Annotated in this window: 14 protein-coding genes and 2 tRNA genes; 6 read left to right on the top strand and 10 right to left on the bottom strand. The window is 35.6% G+C overall.

The annotated features are described in order from the left end of the window. Positions 1–2: 2 nt before the first annotated feature. From speA to NITER_RS03685, 8 genes are all read right to left on the bottom strand, one after another. Entirely contained in the window at positions 3–1,838 is a 1,836-nt protein-coding gene (gene speA, locus NITER_RS03720) for a biosynthetic arginine decarboxylase (protein ID WP_084275814.1), read from the bottom strand. Next, positions 1,835–3,058 carry a histidine--tRNA ligase gene (gene hisS, locus NITER_RS03715; protein WP_084275815.1) on the bottom strand — a complete coding sequence of 408 codons (1,224 nt, stop codon included), beginning with the start codon at positions 3,056–3,058 and terminating at the stop codon, positions 1,835–1,837. The genes speA and hisS overlap by 4 nt, the downstream gene beginning before the upstream one ends. Continuing rightward, entirely contained in the window at positions 3,058–3,636 is a 579-nt protein-coding gene (tmk, locus tag NITER_RS03710; protein ID WP_084275816.1) for a dTMP kinase, read from the bottom strand. Before tmk ends, hisS begins: the two co-directional genes overlap by 1 nt. Then, positions 3,637–4,110 (bottom strand): pantetheine-phosphate adenylyltransferase, encoded by a 474-nt coding sequence (gene coaD, locus NITER_RS03705; protein WP_084275817.1) that lies wholly within the window; start codon positions 4,108–4,110, stop codon positions 3,637–3,639. Beyond that, positions 4,104–4,619, bottom strand: a complete 516-nt coding sequence (locus NITER_RS03700; protein ID WP_084275818.1) for a UbiX family flavin prenyltransferase — start codon at positions 4,617–4,619, stop codon at positions 4,104–4,106. The genes coaD and NITER_RS03700 overlap by 7 nt, the downstream gene beginning before the upstream one ends. A 24-nt stretch (positions 4,620–4,643) precedes the next feature. Beyond that, positions 4,644–4,719, bottom strand: a tRNA-Gly gene (locus NITER_RS03695). 2 nt (positions 4,720–4,721) lie between these two features. After that, positions 4,722–4,808: transfer RNA gene (locus tag NITER_RS03690), tRNA-Leu, on the bottom strand. A gap of 68 nt (positions 4,809–4,876) precedes the next feature. Next, positions 4,877–5,152: an HU family DNA-binding protein gene (locus NITER_RS03685; protein WP_084275819.1), complete on the bottom strand. Its 276-nt coding sequence runs from the start codon at positions 5,150–5,152 to the stop codon at positions 4,877–4,879. A gap of 165 nt (positions 5,153–5,317) precedes the next feature. Here NITER_RS03685 and NITER_RS03680 point away from each other — a divergent pair, with 165 nt between their 5' ends. The 3 genes from NITER_RS03680 (at position 5,318) to acnB (ending at position 10,764) form a co-directional block, all read left to right on the top strand. Continuing rightward, positions 5,318–7,561 (top strand): DNA translocase FtsK, encoded by a 2,244-nt coding sequence (locus NITER_RS03680; protein WP_231988944.1) that lies wholly within the window; start codon positions 5,318–5,320, stop codon positions 7,559–7,561. A gap of 107 nt (positions 7,562–7,668) precedes the next feature. Next, positions 7,669–8,175 (top strand): hypothetical protein, encoded by a 507-nt coding sequence (locus tag NITER_RS03675; protein ID WP_084275820.1) that lies wholly within the window; start codon positions 7,669–7,671, stop codon positions 8,173–8,175. A gap of 9 nt (positions 8,176–8,184) precedes the next feature. After that, complete coding sequence (gene acnB / locus NITER_RS03670) at positions 8,185–10,764, top strand: bifunctional aconitate hydratase 2/2-methylisocitrate dehydratase (RefSeq protein WP_084275821.1); 2,580 nt, start codon at positions 8,185–8,187, stop codon at positions 10,762–10,764. A gap of 22 nt (positions 10,765–10,786) precedes the next feature. On the opposite strand, the gene lolA is transcribed toward acnB, so the two are convergent. Next, on the bottom strand, positions 10,787–11,302 hold the full coding sequence (lolA, locus tag NITER_RS03665) for a LolA-like outer membrane lipoprotein chaperone (RefSeq protein ID WP_084275822.1): 516 nt from the start codon (positions 11,300–11,302) through the stop codon (positions 10,787–10,789). A 78-nt stretch (positions 11,303–11,380) separates the two neighbouring features. On the opposite strand from lolA, the gene secA reads away from it, so the two are divergent. Both secA and NITER_RS03655 read left to right on the top strand, forming a co-directional pair. Then, positions 11,381–13,993 (top strand): preprotein translocase subunit SecA, encoded by a 2,613-nt coding sequence (secA, locus tag NITER_RS03660; protein ID WP_084275823.1) that lies wholly within the window; start codon positions 11,381–11,383, stop codon positions 13,991–13,993. Beyond that, positions 13,986–15,185: an ABC transporter permease gene (locus NITER_RS03655; RefSeq protein WP_084275824.1), complete on the top strand. Its 1,200-nt coding sequence runs from the start codon at positions 13,986–13,988 to the stop codon at positions 15,183–15,185. The genes secA and NITER_RS03655 overlap by 8 nt, the downstream gene beginning before the upstream one ends. Before the next feature lie 3 nt (positions 15,186–15,188). Here NITER_RS03655 and NITER_RS03650 read toward each other — a convergent pair whose 3' ends face one another. Beyond that, a complete protein-coding gene (locus NITER_RS03650) occupies positions 15,189–17,543 on the bottom strand; it encodes a YhdP family protein (protein WP_159445322.1) in 2,355 nt (784 codons plus the stop codon). Between the two features lie 88 nt (positions 17,544–17,631). Here NITER_RS03650 and mltG point away from each other — a divergent pair, with 88 nt between their 5' ends. Beyond that, positions 17,632–18,582 (top strand): endolytic transglycosylase MltG, encoded by a 951-nt coding sequence (gene mltG, locus NITER_RS03645; protein ID WP_084275826.1) that lies wholly within the window; start codon positions 17,632–17,634, stop codon positions 18,580–18,582. The last annotated feature ends 60 nt before the right edge of the window (positions 18,583–18,642 follow it).

The raw sequence follows: 18,642 nt of genomic DNA, 5'->3' as shown, positions 1-18,642 counted from the left end.
TTTCATGTTGCTACCTTTTTGGGAGAGATTTTGAGATAGTTATTTTCATGGAGGAGTAGATGGAGATTTTCTAAGATTTTTTCTTTATTTTTGCAACCACTTTTTGCAATATACTGCTTCAGTCTACTTTGAATTTCATTGATGTCATAATCCATATCATAGAGAATATCTAAAATTGTCTGAGATTCTACAATATTTTCAAGTTTATAGCCATGCTCATCAAAAACAACTGTCACTTCTGTTGGATGTGTGAAGAGATTATGTTTCATACCTAATATTTCTTGATAAGCACCAACGAGGAAAAAAGCCAAAAAGTACTCCTCTTTACTTAAGTCTACATCATGTAAAAAGAGAGGATAATCTATATTAAAATCAATCTCTCCATCACTATCGCAAGTAATATCCCATAATGAAGCACTTCTTGTTGGATTTTGATCGAGTTTATTGAGAGGCATAACAGGAAAGCGCTGTTTAAGACCCCAGAAATCTGGCAAACTTTGAAAGAGAGAAAAATTAAGAAGGTAGCGCTCTTGGACTCTATCTTGGATCCGCTTAAGTTCATAGCGATCTTTATCTTTTGTAAGCTCAATTGCTTTTTTGATAATGAGATGCACAAGTATTTCTGTATTGCTACGATCTTGCAAATCAATATAACCAAGATCAAAAAGGGTCAAAAGTGATTCCATATGATCGAGACTATCGTGAAAATATTCAATAGCATTAGAGGGATTGATACTTTTATAGAGATCGTAAAGCTCTTGAACTAAAGGAGGATTCTTTTTTTTAAGCTTGAGTCCTTTTTCTGTATACTCTTGACTAAAAAGCTCTAGTACCGGTGCAATAAGTACGGCATGGCTAGCGGCGATAAATCGTCCGGATTCTGTGAATATATTGGGCTCTTCCACGTTTTTTTGGACTGCAATCTCTTTAAGTAAAAAGACAACATCGTTTGTAAATTCAGTAAGAGTATAATTGCGATTATGTATATTTTCATGTTGGGAATACTCTACAGCTAGTCCACCTCCAAGGTTGATATTATTGAGATTTTTTGCGCCCATCTTTTTAAGTTCAGCATAGATATTTCCAGCTTCGCGTAGAGCCTTTTTGACAGGATTTATCTCTCCTATTTGACTTCCAATATGAAAGTGGATCATAGTAAATTTATCAAGGAGACTATTTTTGCGTAAAAGCTCTACAGCTTCAAGAAGTTCTGTAGATGTAAGACCAAATTTGGAATTGATACCACCACTTTTTGCCCAGATACCTATACCGGAGCTATGCAGACGTATACGAAGGCCAATATTGGGAATAGGATCTTTGTACTCTTTAGCAGCTTCTATAATATTTTCTAGTTCATTGAGTCCTTCTATTGTTAATGTGGTATCAAAACCCATCTTTCTTGCAATAAAACCTAGGCTAATCATGCTTTTGTCTTTAAAGCCATTAACAGTGATGGGAGCATTTTTATTATTAAATGCCATCGCAATGATGAGTTCAGCTTTGCTCCCTGCCTCTAATCCATAGTTATACTGTTTTCCAATATCGACAAGGCTTGTAACGAAATTGGGAAACTGATTGACTTTAAGAGGAAAGACTGCTTGAAATTTTCCTTTGTAGTTGAAAGTTTTAATTGCCCTATTAAATTCACTAAAAAGAGAATCGATCTGTTTTCTAATCAGATGGGGAAAGCGCAGCAGTATAGGACCTCTAATTCCTGTGTCTCGAATTTTTTGTGTAATTTCGTAGAGTGAGGGTTTAGATTTATAGTTTATTTTTACAAATCCCTCCTCAATGAAAAAATCCCCATTTGACCATAAATGGATTCCGTAATTTGTCATTGGATCCCCATAAACTCTTCGAAAGTAACAACTTTTTCACTTTTTTGCTCTAAATCTTTTATCCACACAGTGCCATTTTGGTACTCTTCTTCGCCTATTATACAAGCATAGCGAGCTTTTTGTTTGTCTGCTGCTTTGAGATGGGCTTTGAGGCTTTTAGGTTTAGGTTCAAAATAGACTTTTTCTTGTTTACGTTTTTTAATAGTGAGAGAAAATGCACTCTCTATTGCTTCAGCTATCATTACACCAAAATAGAAACCTTCACGTTTGTTCTCGTCAAGTTGAATAAGCTCCAAGACTCTTTCAATTCCTATAGCAAATCCGACTGCCGGAGTAGGGCGCCCCCCTAAAAATTCCACTAAATTGTCATATCTTCCTCCACCAGCAACTGCATTTTGCGCACCAAGATCGCTACTTACAAACTCAAACGCTGTTTTTGTGTAATAGTCAAGGCCTCGCACCAAGTTTTCATCTATTGTAAATGCTACTCCTTCACTTTGTAAAATCTCTTGCAGTTGGGAGAAATCTCTGTTACATTCATCACATAAATGTTCTAAAAGTTTTGGGGCATTCACATAAATCTCTTGGCAATGTGCATTTTTACAATCAAGTACTCTAATAGGATTGGTCTCTCTTCTTTTCTTGCAATCTTCACAGATATCCTCTTTACTAGAAAGAAAATCAATGAGTTTTTTACGATATGAAGGTAAGCACTGAGGGCAGCCAAGAGAGTTTATTTTAAGTTCATAGCAAATGTGAAAACTATCTAATATCTCTTTTGCTAGGAGAATAATTGATGCATCCTCATACACACTTGCTTCACCAAAACTCTCTACGCCAAATTGGTGAAATTCGCGGAGTCTTCCTTTTTGTGGTCTTTCATAGCGAAACATAGGACCATAGTAGTAAAACCTATGTACGCCTCCTTGACGATCGAGTTTATGCTCAATGAAGCTGCGTACCACACCAGCAGTCCCTTCGGGACGCAAACAGACATCATTACCACCCTTGTCGATAAATTGATACATCTCTTTACCTACAATATCACTACTTTCACCTACGCTACGACGAAAAAGTACTGTTTCTTCTAATAAAGGAGGCTCAATATACTCATGAGAGTAGTTTTGTGCAATGTGTGACGCTTTTTGAATAAATGCGATATATTTTTTGCTTATTGGTGGTAAAATATCTTTCATACCCCGTAACGCTTTGATGGCCATTATTTTTCCTTGATAAATTGAACTATTTTTTCAAATATCTTCTCTTTAGATGCAGCCGCATCAAGAATGAGGTATGCAATTTTACTATGAATTACCAAATTTTTCATTATTTCTTGCACTTCCAAAAGATATTTAATACCTCTTTGCTCTATATTATCAAGTGGCTGGGTGCTCAAACGCCTCTCTAGTTCTTGGGGTGAAATCTCTAAAAATACAATTTTATCGGGATAGGTGTTTTGCAAAGCAATAGCGTTTAATTCTTGAAGTTTTTCAATACTCATAGATGTTTTTGTTTTAGCATAGGCAATACCTGAAATAAATCCTCGATCACTAATTATCAGCTTATCTTTATTAGGAATAATAACTTTTTCTATATGCTCAGCGCGATCAGCTAAAAATAAGAAAAGTTCTGCGATTGTGGAAGGATTTTGAGTGTGAAGAATGAGTTCACGAATTTTTTTGCCTAATGGTGTACCCCCTGGCTCTTTGGTAAAGATAGCATGAGGAAAGGTTTTTTGTAAAAGTGCTATTTGTGTACTTTTACCAACTCTATCTATACCTTCAAAGAGGATATACATCTATCTACTCTCTAAAAGAGGGATAATAGCTTGTGGTACAAGATGTGATACATCACCTTTGAATTTTAAAATAGCACGTACAACCGATGAGCTAATAAAAGCATTTTGTAAACTTGGCATGAGATAGAGGGTTTCAAGCTCTTTATCAAGGGATTGATTAGCGTATCCGATTTGCAGTTCATACTCAAAATCACTTACTGCTCTAAGTCCTCTTATAATGATTTTTGCTTGCTCTCTTTGACAAAAGTTGACAAGTAGCGTGTCAAAATCTTTAATGCGAACATTTGGTATATGCTGCGTAGCAAGTTTTGCCATTTTGACTCGTGTTGCAATATCAAACATTGGCTTTTTTTCTTGGGAAAGGGCAACTGCTACAATAACTTCATCAAAAATTCTTGCAGCACGGTTAATAATATCAAGATGCCCATTTGTGATAGGATCAAACGTTCCTGGATAGATAACTTTTTTTAACATTCCCATCTCTTATATAGATTATGTTCTATACCAAGTAGATCAAACCATTTGCCAATGAAAAACTCTTCCATTTCTTTGAGACTCTTTTGCTTAGAATAGTAAGCCATGATTGGTGGGGCAATTATAACATTTATTTTGGAGAGTTTAAGCATATTTTCAAGGGCTATAGGGCTTAAAGGCATTTCTCGTGGAGCAAGAAGTAATTTTTTTTGCTCTTTTATCATAACACTTGCAGCACGAGTTACAAGATTATCTGCGATACCAACAGCAATTTTCGCCAATGTATTCATTGAGCAGGGTACAATCATGAGTGCGTCAAGACCAAAGCTCCCGCTAGCCGGCCCTGCCCAAATCTCATCAGTGTAAAAGAGATTATTCTCTTTTTCCAGTACTATTTTTGCGTTTTTTGAAATTATGAGATATTTTTCTATAGATGTAGGGAGATATTTATATGCTTTTAGACCTAGTTGTGCACCACTTGCACCTGAGATTGCGACAGCGACTTTCAATAATAAACCTTCAGGAGAAAAACGTGGAGCGGGAGACGGGATTCGAACCCGCGACCCCCTCCTTGGCAAGGAGGTGCTCTAGCCTCTGAGCTACTCCCGCAGTGGTACCGGGGGAGGGACTCGAACCCTCACGGGCAAAAGCCCACGAGATTTTGAGTCTCGCGTGTCTACCAGTTTCACCACCCCGGCTTCGGGAACGAAATAGTAACAAAAAAAAGATTAAAAAAAATTTAATCCTAAGAGCCGAAGCTCCTGGATTATTTCGCTACTTCTTCTTTAAGTTTTTTTCCTACTTTAAATTTTACAACTCTTGTTGCTGGTACAGTAACAACTTTGTCTGTTCCAGGAACTTTTGCTTTTCTTTCTGCTCTCATCGAAGTCGTAAAAGTACCAAATCCAATAAATGCTACATCTTCACCTTTTTTGAGTGCCTCTGTAATTGTCTCTAGAGCAGCTTCAATGACCTTTTGTGTATCTTTCTTTGAAAGCCCAGCTTTTTCTGCAACCGCTTGGATGAATTCACTCTTTTTCATTGTGATTCCTTTTGATAAAATTGGATTACAATTCAATTCTACAAATATTTTTTAAAAAATTCAAGGAATTTATGCCATTTTTTTCAAAAAAAGTGTCAAAAATAGGGTGATTTGCTCTTTAAGTTACAAATTTTTGTATAATTTTGAAAAAATAAAAGGCTTGCTTTGAAAAAAATCTCCTCTCTTTTTATTTTCATGCTGCTTATTTACTTAGGTATCTCAACAATTTTTATGGATTTTCATTTTGTAGGAAAATTTGGAGCAATCCTTGGAAAATATAATAGAGAGATTTTTGGATATTTTTCATATATTTATCCCTTTTTGCTTTTACTGCCACTTTGGCTTGCTTACAAAAAAAATTTAACTGCAAAAGAGTTGGGTAACTTTTTTCTTGCAATACTTTTAATTTTTCTAGCACTACTCCTTTTACAAGCTCTTCTTTTTACTCCCCCTCATAACGGAAAACTGGCAAATAGTTTTATTAATATGCTCTCACCTTATATTGGTATTGCTGGAGTATGGCTCTTTTGGTTCATGCTCGTTGGAGTAATTTATCTTCTCTTTTCAAACAGACTCAAAGCTTTATTAAATGCAAACGTTAAGAAAGAAAAACTAATTATAGACGAAAATAATAATGCCGTCATTATTAAAGAAAAGATAGAGCAAGAGATTCAAGAAACCTCAGAAACAGTAGCTGAAAAAAATGAAGTGAAATCTCACAAAGAAGAGAAGAAATCTTCAATAAAACTTGTTAAAAATCCACTAGAAAGTAATATATCTTCAAAACCAACAAAAAAACAGAATAGAAATATAAATATTACTAAAAAAGAGAAAAAATCGCCGTCGACTTTAATAAACGGTATTCAAAAAGATAAAGAACGACCCCTTCAAGATAAAAATATAAAAAAAGAGAATAAAAAAATACAGGAAGTCAAAATTGTTAAAACATTAGAAGAGAATGAAAAGCTTCTTGCATCAATTGAAAAAGGTGCGATTGACAAACCAGAAAATTTTCAACTCCCTCCAATTGAGTATTTGCAAAGCCCTCCAAAAGAGAAACAAGAGATTAATGAAGCTGAAATAGATAGCAAGGTTACAGAGCTCATAAGTAAGCTTAAGCAGTTTAAAATTGAAGGGGATGTGGTACGCACTTATTCTGGACCACTTGTTACAACATTTGAGTTCAAACCTGCACCGCATATTAAAGTATCAAAAATTTTGAATCTGGCTGATGACTTAGCTATGGCTCTTCGTGCACAAACGATCAGAATCCAAGCACCAGTTCCAGGAAAAGATGTTGTTGGTATAGAGATTCCAAATAGTGAATTTGAAACAATTTATTTAAGAGAAATCATCGATAGTGATATCTTTAAAAAAGCTGCATCGCCTCTTACACTCGCTTTAGGAAAAGATATAGTTGGCAAACCTTTTATAACAGATCTGAAAAAACTTCCTCACCTTCTCATTGCAGGAACAACAGGAAGTGGTAAAAGTGTAGGTATTAACTCTATGCTTATCAGCCTTTTGTATAGAAACTCTCCAGATCGCTTGAAGCTTCTTATGATAGATCCAAAGATGTTGGAGTTTAGTATCTACAACGATATTCCACATCTTCTTACTCCAGTGATTACTTCATCCAAACAGGCTGTAGTAGCTTTGAGTAATATGGTTGCAGAGATGGAGCGTCGCTATCAGCTTATGAGCCAATTAAAGACAAAAAATATTGAAGGGTATAACAAAAAAGCCAGCAAAGAGGGTTTGCCAGAGCTTCCATATATTGTTGTTATAATTGATGAATTGGCTGATTTAATGATGACAAGTGGAAAAGATGTAGAATACTCCATTGCACGTCTTGCTCAAATGGCACGAGCAAGTGGTATTCATCTCATAGTTGCTACACAAAGACCAAGCGTTGATGTTGTAACAGGACTGATTAAAGCAAATTTGCCAGCTCGCATTAGCTTTCGCGTTGGACAAAAAATAGATAGTAAAGTTATTTTAGATAGCATCGGGGCTGAGTCACTTCTTGGAAGAGGAGATATGCTTTTTACACCACCTGGGGCTGCAGGGATTATTCGATTGCATGCACCATGGGTGAGTGAGCAAGAGATTGAGCAGATAGTAGACTTTCTTAAAGCTCAAAGAGAACCAGAATATGAAGAGAGATTTTTGGCTGAAACGCTTGAAAGCAGTTCTACAAGTACTACGAATGCATCGGGCGAAGAGCTCGATGAGCTTTATGAAGAAGCAAAAGAGATCATACTCACTGAGAGAAAAACTTCAATCAGCTATCTTCAAAGACGCTTGCAAATAGGTTACAATAGAGCTGCAAGAATTATTGAACAGCTTGAAAACATGGGAGTTCTCTCCGCCCCAAATGTAAAAGGTAGCAGAGAAATTCTTCTATAGTGTTACTTTTCTTTACACTCTTTTTTTGCACTGATACTATTAGTAACATTTTCACTGTTCATTATTGGATGTTTGTTAGAATATCATTACAATTATAAGGAGGAGATATGGAAGAGTTTCTCAAAAAAATGCAGCAAAAAATCGAACATTTCGAAAAGCTTGTTGAAAAAGATAAAGAGGAGATTGCCCAACTTGAGTCTAAGCTCACTCAAGTAAAAGAGCAGTTGGCTTCTTTGGAGTCTGAGATTTTGCAAATCTCGCGTGAATTACGAGAGCATGAGCATAGATTTCATGATATTCTCAATCATCTGAAACGTATTCAACAAGCCACACTCAAAGCACAAACTGAGCGTGAAATTGAGATGCTTGAAAGAGACAGATCACGACTTATAAAAGAGCTTGATGAGCATAAAAAAATTATAGAGGAACTCAAAGAGCGTTACGAGGAGATGACATCGCAAGAGATGAAACTTCTTGATGAAGAGATGAAACTTGAAGAAGAGAAATCTCACCTTCTTCATGAAAAAGAGGTTCATCTCAAACGACTTGAGCATATTTTGCAACAGTTTCAAAAGAGAATTGATCAATTTCGACACAACTATAATTTACAATAAGGAGTAGGTATGGGATTTATTGAAGAATACAAAAAAGCGGCTGCTGAACGTGAAGCTATGGGGATTCCGCCAAAACCATTGACTGCTGAACAGGTAAATGAAGTCATTAAGCTTTTGAAACAAGTACCAATAGTAGAAGAAGAGTTCTTAATGGATCTTCTCCTCAACCGTGTTCCTCCTGGTGTTGATGAAGCAGCGTATGTAAAAGCAGCATTTTTACGTGATATTGTACAAGGACATGCGCAAACTGCTGCTATTAGTCCAAAGCATGCAGTTGAAATTCTTGGTACAATGCTTGGTGGATACAATGTGGGACCTCTTGTAGAAGCACTTGATCATGAAGATCCAGAAGTTGCCCAGGCAGCTGCAGATGCACTCAAAAAAACACTTCTCGTATACAATGCATTTAATGATGTAGTAGAAAAAGCAAAAACAAATAAATATGCAAAAGAGGTTCTTGAATCGTGGGCAAATGCAGAGTGGTTTTTTAGCAGAGAACCCCTGCCAGAATCAATCAAAGCGGTAGTTTTTAAAGTACCAGGTGAAACTAATACAGACGATTTAAGTCCGGCAAGTGAAGCATGGAGTAGAAGTGATATTCCTTTGCATGCGCTCTCAATGCTCAAAGCAAAGATGCCAGATGCGCAAGAGACTATTAAAAAACTGAAAGAAAAAGGGCTTCCTGTAGCATTTGTTGGTGATGTTGTGGGAACAGGTTCTAGCCGAAAGTCTGGTATCAACTCTGTACAGTGGTGGATTGGTGAAGATATTCCTCACGTTCCTAATAAGAGAACAGGTGGTATCATTATAGGCGGTATTATTGCTCCAATTTTCTTTAACACGGCAGAAGATTCTGGTGCACTTCCTATTGAAGCTCCAGTAGATAATCTTGAAACAGGTGATGTTATTGAGATTCGACCATATGAAGGAAAAATCCTCAAAAATGGTGAAGTTGTTAGTGAGTTTAAACTAAAACCTAATACATTGCCTGATGAGTATAGAGCAGGTGGACGAATCCCGATGATTATTGGTAGAGGCCTGACACGAAAAGCAAGAGCAGCTCTTGGAATGCCAGAAGAGGATTTCTTCACTAGACCTGAGCAACCAGAAGGCAAAGAGGGTGTTGGATATACACTTGCTCAAAAGATGGTAGGACGTGCATGTGGCATGGAAGGTGTGCGCCCTGGTATGTATGTAGAGCCTGAGACTCTTACAGTAGGTAGCCAGGATACTACTGGAGCAATGACACGAGATGAGATTAAAGAGCTTGCAGCTCTTAGCTTTGGAGCAGATTTTGTGCTGCAGAGTTTCTGTCACACTGCTGCCTATCCGAAACCAGCAGATATCGAGTTGCAGCATACTCTTCCTGAATTCATTACAAGCAGAGGCGGTGTGAGCTTGAAGCCTGGAGATGGTGTTATTCACTCTTGGCTTAACAGAATGGTGCTTCCTGATACTGTGGGTACAGGTGGTGATTCACATACAAGATTTCCTATAGGTATTAGTTTTCCAGCTGGTTCTGGTCTAGTAGCATTTGCAGCAGTTACTGGTACTATGCCACTCAATATGCCAGAGTCTGTACTTGTGAGATTTAGCGGTGAGTTACAGCCTGGTATCACGCTTCGTGACCTTGTAAATGCGATCCCTTACTTTGCGATCAAACAAGGACTCTTGACAGTAGAGAAAAAGGGTAAGAAAAATATCTTTGCTGGACGAATCCTTGAGATCCAAGGACTTCCATTTCTCAAAGTTGAGCAGGCTTTTGAGCTAAGCGATGCAAGTGCTGAGCGAAGTGCAGCTGCTTGTACAGTTGAGCTTGATGAAGAGCCTGTAATTGAGTATATTAAATCAAATATCAAGCTTATTGAGAAAATGATTGATGCCGGGTATCAAGATGCTAAAACGCTTGAGAGACGTAAAAAGAAAATGGAAGAGTGGCTTAAAAATCCAACACTTATGAAAGCGGATAAAAATGCAGAGTATGCTGCAGTTATTGAGATTGACTTAAATGAAATTACTGAGCCAATTGTTGCATGTCCAAACGATCCAGATGATGTTGCAACTTTGAGTGAAGTACTTGCTAATCCAAACAGACCACATAAAATAGATGAAGTATTTGTTGGAAGCTGTATGACAAATATTGGTCACTATAGAGCCCTTGGTGAAGTACTCAAAGGTGAAGGACAAGTTCCTGTAAGACTCTGGATAGCTCCTCCTACAAAAATGGATGAAGAGGAGCTTATTGAAGAGGGATACTACTCCATTTATGCTGCAGCAGGTGCGAGAACAGAGCTTCCTGGATGTAGCTTATGTATGGGTAACCAAGCTCGTGTACGTGACGGTGCAACAGTATTCTCTACTTCAACTAGAAACTTTGATAACCGTATGGGTAAAGATGCTAAAGTCTATCTTGGAAGTGCTGAGCTTGCAGCAGTTACAGCGATTTTAGGAAGAATCCCTACAAAAGAGGAGTATCTTGAAATCGTTCCGAAAAAATTAGCAGGTAAAGAGGACAAAGTCTATACATATCTCAACTTTGATCAGATTGATGATGCATTATTAGAAGAGATGATCCATAAATATGTATAAAAAGCAGCGCCTGTTGGCGCTGTTACTCTTGAATCACATCCCATTCAGGGTTTATTTTATATCCAAACTGTTTTGTTTCTAATTCAATGTTTTGCTCCGGATCCAAAAAAAGTATCTCGTTAAGATTTCCTAGATCATCTCGATAGCTAATCTTTTTTAATTTTCCATTATGAAAATAGATATCAAAACTCTTCTTTTCAATAGCTGCTTTATAGTGATCGTTTTCAATCTTTTTAGCATTCTCTAAAATTTTCAAAAGATTTAAATCTTTTTGTAAATGATTGATTGTAACTTGTTCCAGTTCAGGCTCAATAACTACTACTTTGTTGGCAATTATATGGATCTCTTTATAAAGAGGTTTTTTATAAATCCATTTGACTAAAAGAGGTTTTTTAAACCAGACTTCTCCTTCATATTGAAGAGTCCTGTTTTGCTCATTCGTAATTGTTTGCAAAAATTTGCTATGAAATGTGTTGATATTGATTTTCGCAAAAGAATATGCTATAACTACTATAAATAATAGTAATAATTTCTTCATGGAATCCTCCTTGATGAAAAATGATTATATACCAAATTGTGTTAAAATGGCAAAACGAATTTGAAAGGATAGGGAATAATGCTAAAGAGTGTTGTCCATAAAATTATAGGAACAAAAAACGATAGAGAACTTAAACGTTATCAAAAACGTGTGAAAAAAATAAATGCTCTTGAACCTAAATATGAAAAATTGAGTGATGAAGAACTGAAAAAAGCCTTTGATGAACTACGTCAAAAAGTAAAAAATGGCGAAGCTACTATGGATGAAGTACTTGAAGACTCCTTTGCAATTACAAGGGAAGCAAGTAAGCGTGTTCTTGGAATGCGTCATTATGATGTACAGCTGATCGGTGGTATGGTACTGCATGAAGGAAAAATTGCAGAGATGAAAACAGGAGAGGGAAAAACCCTCGTTGCAACTCTTGCAGTAGCCCTCAATGCAATGACTGGAGAAGGTGTCCATGTAGTTACTGTGAATGATTACTTGGCAAAGCGTGATGCTACTGAAATGGGCAAACTCTATGAATTTTTAGGTTATAGCACAGGATGTATTACCAGTGAAATCCAAGATGATTTGGAGCGTAAAAAACAGTACCAATGCGATATCACCTATGGTACAAATAATGAATTTGGATTTGATTACCTGCGAGATAATATGAAATATTCTCTTGATGAGATAGTACAAAGAGGGCATAACTATGCAATAGTGGATGAAGTGGACTCCATTTTGATTGATGAAGCAAGAACCCCTCTGATTATTTCTGGTCCAACCAATAGAAAACTTGATACTTACATAAAAGCTGATAAAATTGCCAAGCAGCTCGAGCGTGATAAGCATTTTACTGTTGATGAAAAAGATAGAGTTATCCTTCTTACCCAAGAGGGTATTGCAAAGGCAGAAGAGCTCTTTGGTGTAGACAATCTCTATAGCATGGAAAACGCAATTCTAGCTCACCACCTTGATCAGGCACTCAAAGCTAATCATCTTTTTCAAAAAGATGTAGATTATGTTGTTAAAAATGGTGAAGTAGTCATTGTAGATGAGTTTACAGGAAGACTGAGTGAAGGGCGACGATTTAGCGAAGGTTTGCACCAAGCTTTAGAAGCTAAAGAGGGGGTACAGATCCAAGAAGAGAGTCAAACGCTCGCTGATATTACATTCCAAAACTACTTTAGACTTTATAAAAAACTCGCAGGTATGACCGGTACTGCGCAAACCGAAGCGACAGAGTTTGCAGAGATTTATGGCCTTGAAGTTATCTCAATTCCAACTAACAGACCTGTCATTAGAAAAGATTTAGATGATCTCATTTTCAAAACAGAAAAAGAGAAGTTTGATGCAGTAGTCAAAAAAATTAAAGAGCTTCATAAAAAGGGTCAGCCTGTACTTGTAGGGACTACATCAATAGAAAAAAATGAATTGCTTCATAAGCTTTTAACAAAAGAGAAGATTCCTCATACGATTCTCAATGCCAAACATCACGAAAAAGAGGCAGAAATCATCGCACAAGCTGGTAAGAAAGGGGCCGTAACAGTTGCAACAAACATGGCAGGACGTGGTGTTGATATAAAAATCGATGATGAAGTAAGAGAGTTAGGAGGCCTCTTTATTCTTGGTACAGAGCGTCATGAGAGTAGACGGATTGATAACCAGCTTCGAGGACGTGCTGGACGTCAAGGGGATCCAGGTGCGAGCCAATTTTTCTTGAGTCTTGAAGATAACTTACTACGCATTTTTGGTGGAGATAGAATCAAAAACATTATGAATCGCCTAGGAATTGAAGAGGGCGAGCATATCGAATCAAAAATGGTAACCCGTGCTGTTGAAAAAGCGCAAAAAAAAGTAGAAAATCTCCATTTTGAATCACGTAAACATATTCTTGAATATGATGATGTTGCAAATGAGCAGAGAAAGACAATTTATAAATTTCGTCAAGAACTTCTCAATCCAGAGTATGACATAGATAGCAAAATTAAAGAAAATAGAGCAGAGATTGTTGAAGATATCTTGCATGAGTGTGAAATTTTTCCTGAGATGCCAAAAGAGGATTTCAAACTTGAAAAATTGGTAAAAAAGATTCAAGAAGACTTCAATGCTTCATTTTCACAAGAAGAGTTGCAAAATAGAGATTATGAAGATCTCAAAGCTTATATTCTCCAAAAATTAGAAAATGAGTATGAAGAGAAGATGGGCCGTTTAGATAATGCTCAAAGACGCGAAATTGAGAGAATTTTATATCTACAAGTCCTTGATAATGCTTGGAGAGAGCATCTCTATCAGATGGATATTTTGAAAACTGGTATAGGTTTGCGTGGATATAATCAAAAAGATCCTCTCGTTGAGTATAAAAAAGAGTCTTACAATCTTTTTATAGAGCTTATTCACCGTATAAAATCTGAAGCAATTAAGACACTTCATATGATACAGCTGCGTGATGAAGCTGAAGAGGAAGAGCTGCGTCGTTTAGAAGCAGAGCTTGCTAAAATGGAAGAGGAGGTCAAACAGGCTGCTGTATTGCAACATGGCCAAGATATGCAGCAAGAAGAATCATCTTCTCATAAACCTTTGGTAGGTACAAAAAAGCCAGCGCGTAACGAACCATGCCCATGTGGAAGTGGTAAGAAATATAAGCATTGCTGCGGCAAGAGTGGGCCCAAAAAAGGCGTCTTAGCAACTGCAGCCAATGGATAAAAAACTTGTCAATTATATAGTTCGAAGATATCTTCGTTTTGATAAAGAGCAGCCATTTATTTTCTTATCTGCTCTCCTTGCCTTTTTAGGCATTATGGTTGGTGTGATGGTACTCATTATCGCAATGGCGATAATGAATGGTTTTGATAAAGAGTTTGAAAAAAAACTCTTTACTATGAATTATCCTCTTACAGTGTTTCCAAAATACTCTTCTTATCTTTATGAAGATATTTTAAAGACTTTGCAAAAAGAGTTTCCCTCTTTGCGCTATAGTCCCTATATCTCATCACAAGTTATTTATAAAAAAGGTGATAAACTCGAAGGGGGGATTGTTTTTGGTGTAGATTTTGCAAAAGAGCGACAAATCAACGACGTATTGGTATCCTCTTTAAAAAAAGTGCCGCAAAAATTTGAGATTGTCGTAGGAAAGCAGCTCTTTGATGAACTCTATCTTGTTCTTGGAGAAAAGATCTTCTTACTATTTACCAAAAGTGAGCCCAGTGGATTTTCTATTACACCGATTTTTAAAAGATTTAAAGTAGTAGGGACATTCTCTTCTGGTCTCATTGCATATGACAAAGCTTACTCTTATACCACATTGGAGAGTCTGCGCAAAGTACTCCGTTTTCCTCCCCACACTTTTTCTGGCATTCATATCTATTCACCGAATCCTCAAAAAGATTTGCAAAAGATAAAAGAGGTATTACCAAATAGTATAGGAATAGTTGGTTGGTGGCAGCAAAATGGCAATTTTTTTGCAGCACTTGCAATGGAAAAACGGGCTCTGTTTATAGTTTTGATGCTTATAATTCTCATAGCTTCGCTCAATATCGTTAGCTCTTTGTTGATGACTGTAATGAATAGACGCAAAGAGATAGCGCTGTTGCTCAGTTTGGGTGCCACTCCAAAAGAGATCCGATCAATTTTTTTCAAACTCGGCTCAATTATAGGTGGAGTAGGAATTCTTTTTGGCGTAGCATTTGGATTTATAGGACTCTTTATATTGCAAAACTTCGATATTATTCAACTCCCAGCAGATGTTTATGGTACAGCCAAGCTTCCTGTGGATTTGAGCTTACAAGATCTTACTCTTATTATTTTTGGTGCAATTGCAATCATTCTTCTTTCTGCTACTTATCCTGCAAGAAAAGCTACAAAGATCAATGTTATTGAAGTGTTACGTAACGAATAAGCGTTATTGAAAAATCTTGAATGGCATTTGTAAAGTTCTTTTAATAATATTCAAAGGCGCTTGCAGAGTATCTTTTGTGAGCTGCGTATTTACTAGGGGATCTTTAAGAGAGCCACTTAAAGAGAGAGTAGTTGCAATTGAGCCATCTTTTCCAAATAAGAGATAGCCTGCCACTGGTATTTTATTGAGAATATTTGTTACAGATTTTAAAGTGATGAGTTTTATTTGCATAGTAATAGTATCTTTTGGTAAATCGACAATACCATATCCATCAAAAGTAAGGGAGTTTGAAACTAAAAAGAGTTTTTTAACAAATATTTTGCCATTTACATATGCAAAATCTATATATCCATTTTTTACAAAAAGTCCTTGTGTACTAAATCCAGGATCATTGAATGTGACGAGTGCTGGGACAGTATTTAAAAAAGCAAATATGTTATTAAGGGCTTTAAGATTTTTAATATGGGTTTGTGAAAGAGTAACTTTTCCACGAAAATTGTCTCTGTCTCCATGTGCTATAAGAGAAAATGTTCCTCCACTAAAAAACTGTTTTTGTAAAAATGTATTTACAAAATCGTCAGAAAGCCTAGTAGCGAGAAGCGAAAAGCTATTGCCTTTTTGTTTGAAACTTATTTCTCCTTCTTTATATTTTCCATTAAAAATTATATTGTGATTGTATATAGTAGCTTGGGCGCTATCAATTTTGAGTGGTCTATTTTTAATATAGAGTGTTGTATGCAAAAGTGATAGTTTTATTTTTTTGTTGAGAGTATCACTCTTTTTTCCTGACGTAAGATTTATGTCTACATTTTTTATAGCAATGGCGATCTCTTTATCAATAACTGCATCTAAAAAATTATTAAGAGAAATATGTACATTTTTTTTGATAGTTCCCCGCACATAAAAATTTTCTATATATTTTCCATTTTCACTAAAAAATCTATTTGGCTTGAGAAAAAAACTTTCAAAATCAATTCCATCTTTTTTAATAAAAATGTTTGCTTTTCCCTGTTTTGGCGAAAGCTGATGCAAAAGTGGAGAGTATTTTTTTAAAGCAGGAAGATCATAAATGATAATCTCTTTATCTTTGTCAAATTTTATATCAATATTAACATTTTTCAAATGGATCCACTTTTTTTGAAGATCGCATAGCATTACATCTTTTACATTTTTGGCATCAATAATAGTGCTATACCCTTTTTGGAGAAAAGCTTGTTTGATATGAAGAAAAAATTTACATTGATCTTTTGCAAAATCTATAAAGCCTTTTGTATCTGTATCTAAAATTTCAGCTATTTTTACATTGCCATTTTTAAGATAGAGGGTATCATTATGGAGTTTGAAAAGTGTGTCAATAAAATGAAATTTAACTCCTTCTAAATATATTAATGCATTTCTAGCAAAAAAGTCTCCCACAATATCAAGTTTATTACCTTTAAAAAAGAGAAGAATGGAGAGCTTAGCATCTATAGATCCTTTCTTATGTTCAATCGGAATATCTATATTATATGCATGAAGTACCTGTTTAATTGTATTATCAAGTCTACTTTTTGTTTGCAAATGTATCAAAATACGAGATTTTGCAAAATGGGATAAATCTGAAATTTTTACATATGAGCCTTGAAGATCTTTATTTTTATAATGAGGTTCAAAAAGCTTAAAGTCTAAAGTATCTTTACTATAATGTAAATGAACTTTTTTTACAAAAGCTGGCGAGAGTTTTGGATGAAATTTTACTACTACACCTTTCGCTTCCGCTAAAGCTTCAAAAGAATTTGGAGTAAAAGGTTTTTTGAGGTTGTGATGTAGTCTGAAAGAGAGAAGTTTATACTCTTTTGCTTTGATATACTCATAACTCCATTTTTTTATATCATTATGTAATGAGAAATGACGAAATATTAAACGAAGATTTTTATTGGTAAAAGGTTTACTGTTGGCAAGACAAAAGAGTTGCGTTCCCTCTTTTCTTACTTGTAATGAGCCTTCTACTCCTTCAAAATTATAGAATCCATTAAATTCTAAATGATTATTTTGTATTACAAGATCACCATTGAGACGGAGATTGTAAGGAGTGAAATAAAATTTCTCTACTTTTGCTCTTATCACATTTTTAGTTGGATAGAGACGGAAAAGTGTCTGAAAATTGTCGCTTTTTGCTAGAAAAATATCTTTTTTATATATGATAGTTGCTTTTTTATTATCAAAATGGATATCGCGTAATGTTATTTGTTGAAAAAATTTTGGTAAATACTCTAATAGTTTGCTGATAGTGCCAATATCAGTTTTTTTTGATTGCGAAGCAGGAAGATATATATCATTTCCTTCAACTATTAGTTTTTTATCTAACTTGAGATACAATTTTCCAATTTGGAAAAGAGGAAGTCGTAGATGTTCTATTGTTATTCCCTCTTGGAGAAGAAAATAAAAAAGTGAGGCGAGTAAAATTGTGGTCAGAAAAATAGTTAAAGCGATTTTTTTTATTGTAGAAACTGTTTTAATTATCATCGTTTCACTACTCTTTTACTTTGCAGAACCAATTCATTTACAAAGCTCTCAAATCTATATACCTCGAGGGACAATAAGCAAGATTATATCATACCTAGATAAAAGAGGGATAGATAGTTTTTTTATAGATAGATTTACACTTCGCTTCATTGGCTATCCGCAAAGTGGATGGATAGATTTGCATCACAGAAAACTAAGAAGGCTAGATTTTCTCTACTTATTAACAAAATCGAAAGCTGCTCTTATAAAAATTACACTGATACCAGGTGAAACAACTTATACTATCATTGATGAACTAGCAAAGAGATATCATGTGTCACAAAAAGTGTTACAAAATGAGTATAATAGTGTGGCGCCATACCCTGAAGGTGTACTTTTTCCAGAAACCTATGCGATCCCAAAAAATATGGAACCCAAAAGAGTTATACAGCTTTTGGTTCATCTTTCACTGGCACGACATAAAAAGCTCTCGTCCAAATTTTATGGCACATATAATCAAAAACTTTGGTTTGAAAAAATTGTAACTATTGCTTCCATCATCCAAAAAGAGGCTGCAAATAGAGAAGAGATGCCACTTATCGCCTCTGTTATCTATAACCGACTCAAAAAAGGTATGCCTCTACAAATGGATGGTACACTCAACTATGGACAATATTCTCATATTAAAGTATCTCCAAAACGTATTCAAGAAGATAGTAGCAGATTTAATACATATAAATTCTTCGGACTTCCACCCTATCCAGTATGTATAGTCAGCAAAGAAGCAATCGCAGCTGCCGTATTTCCTGCAAAAACCTCCTATCTCTACTTTGTCCGTATCTCAAAAGGACGACATAAATTTAGCAAAACTTATAAAAATCATTTGCAAAATATCAAACGTGTGCAAAAATGAAACAAAAACTTTGTGAGATTTTCTTTCATAGTCTCTCTTGAGAAAAGTTAAATTATTTAA

The organism is Nitratiruptor tergarcus DSM 16512 (genome assembly GCF_027946175.1).
GTDB lineage: Bacteria > Campylobacterota > Campylobacteria > Campylobacterales > Nitratiruptoraceae > Nitratiruptor > Nitratiruptor tergarcus.
Note: the sequence above shows the minus strand (reverse complement) of the source record. Positions and strands in the feature narration are given on the sequence as shown.